Origin of the sequence: Streptomyces thermovulgaris (assembly GCF_002155915.1) — a bacterium.
Classification (GTDB): Bacteria; Actinomycetota; Actinomycetes; order Streptomycetales; family Streptomycetaceae; genus Streptomyces; species Streptomyces thermovulgaris.
Genome location: NZ_MUME01000482.1, coordinates 1 through 1856 on the forward strand (window position 1 = coordinate 1; position 1856 = coordinate 1856).

Here is a 1856-nt window from a genome sequence, read left to right on the forward strand (position 1 = left end):
GCGTCCAGCTCGGCCGGCACCCGGATCTCGATGCGGACAAGATCCCGTTCGAGGGCGGTCTCCAGTACCCGGGCCACCTTGAAGCGGCTGACGCCGAACTCCTCGGCGATCTGGATCTTGGACTTGCCCTCGAGGTAGAAGCGACGGGCCATGGCCGCCGCCTGCACCAACTCAGCGGGTCCCATCCTCATTGCCGATCGGCCCGCTGACATACCCGCCACGGCGCTCTCCTCACTGCTGTTCCCACTCTGGCCTCGCCGTTCATCCTTGCAGATCCGACGCGTTCGATCAGTCCTGATGGGAGCCGTTCACACACCTCGCTCGTTCAGTGACGCCGAGTCATCCGTTCAGTGACCGCACGCCCAGGACGCCTTCGCGGTCGCCGCCTCCGCCCGGGCGCGCAGCGCACGCACCGCCTCGGCCGGGTCCTTCTGCCCGTACACCGCCGAGCCGGCCACGAAGACGTCGGCGCCGGCGTCCGCGCACTGCTCGATCGTGGCGGTCGACACCCCGCCGTCGACCTGGAGCCACAGCTGCAGGCCGTGCTTGCTGATCAGCTCCCTGGTGCGGCGGATCTTGGGCAGCATGATGTCGAGGAACGCCTGCCCGCCGAAACCCGGCTCCACCGTCATGATCAGGATCATGTCGAGCTCGGGGAGCAGGTCCTCGTACGGCTCGATGGGCGTGGCGGGCTTGAGGGCCATCGAGGCCCGGGCGCCCTTGGCGCGGATCTCACGGGCCAGCCGGACGGGAGCGGAGGCCGCCTCCACGTGGAAGGTCACGGAGGAGGCACCCGCCTCGACGTACTGCGGCGCCCAGCGATCGACCTGCTCGATCATCAGATGGCAGTCCAGCGGAATGTCCGTCGCCCGGGCCAGCGACTCCACCACCGGGACTCCGAGCGTCAGATTCGGGACGAAATGGTTGTCCATCACGTCGACATGGAGCCAGTCGGCTCCCTCGACCGCCTTCGCCTCCTCGGCGAGACGTGCGAAGTCGGCGGACAGGATACTGGGGTTGATCTGCACGGCCATGCCCCAAGCGTGCCATGCCCCGGTCCGGTTGTTCGCGCCGGTCCCCGGCGGGCGTCCGCACGCGGCCTCGGCCGCGCGGTCCTCAGCCGGTGCGGTCCTCAGCCGGTGCGGTCCTCAGCGGGTGCGGCGGACGAGGGCCAGGTACATCGCGTCGGTCCCGTGCCGGTGCGGCCACAGCTGGACGTCGGGGCCGTCGCCGAGGTCCGGGACGCCCGCAAGACCCGCGAGAAGAGGACGGGCGTCGACCGGCTCGGCCCCGGGGAACTGCTTGAGCACGTCGGCGACGACCGCGCGGGTCTCGGCCGGATGGGGCGAGCAGGTGGCGTAGCCGACGACCCCGCCGACCCGCACGGACTCGAGGGCCGTGCGCAGCAGACCGCGCTGGAGCGGGGCGAAGACCTCCAGGTCCTCGGGACGGCGCCGCCAGCGTGCCTCGGGACGGCGGCGCAGGGCGCCGAGGCCGGTGCAGGGGACGTCGACGAGAACGCGGTCGAAGCTGCCGGGACGCCACGCCGGGCGGGTGCCGTCGGCGGTGATCACCTGGTACGGGCCGGGGTTGCCGGCCAGCGCCCGGGCCACCAGACCGGCCCGGTGGTGCTGCTTCTCGGCGGCGACCAGGACGGCTCCGCGTTCGGCGGCGAGCGCCGCGAGCAGGGCCGCCTTGCCGCCGGGGCCGGCGCAGCCGTCGAGCCACTTCTCGTCGGGGCCGTCGAGGGGGGCGTTCGCCAGGGCGAGGGCGACGAGCTGGCTGCCCTCGTCCTGGACGCCGGCCCGGCCCTCCCGCACGGCGGCCACGGCGCCCGGCTCGCCGCCCTCGGCGAG

The 1856-nt window shown here is 72.7% G+C and carries 2 protein-coding genes and 1 pseudogene; all 3 read right to left on the bottom strand.

All coding sequences use genetic code 11. From position 1 onward, the window contains the following. A pseudogene (locus CCN35_RS29825) lies at positions 1–212 on the bottom strand (transcriptional regulator); the annotation flags it as partial. 135 nt (positions 213–347) lie between these two features. Beyond that, the gene (rpe, locus tag CCN35_RS26625) at positions 348–1034 is read right to left on the bottom strand and encodes a ribulose-phosphate 3-epimerase (protein WP_067397700.1); all 687 of its coding nucleotides are present in this window, start codon (positions 1032–1034) and stop codon (positions 348–350) included. Between the two features lie 114 nt (positions 1035–1148). Continuing rightward, positions 1149–1856 (bottom strand): RsmB/NOP family class I SAM-dependent RNA methyltransferase (locus CCN35_RS26630; RefSeq protein ID WP_143631861.1); only part of this gene is annotated, 708 nt, incomplete at its 5' end.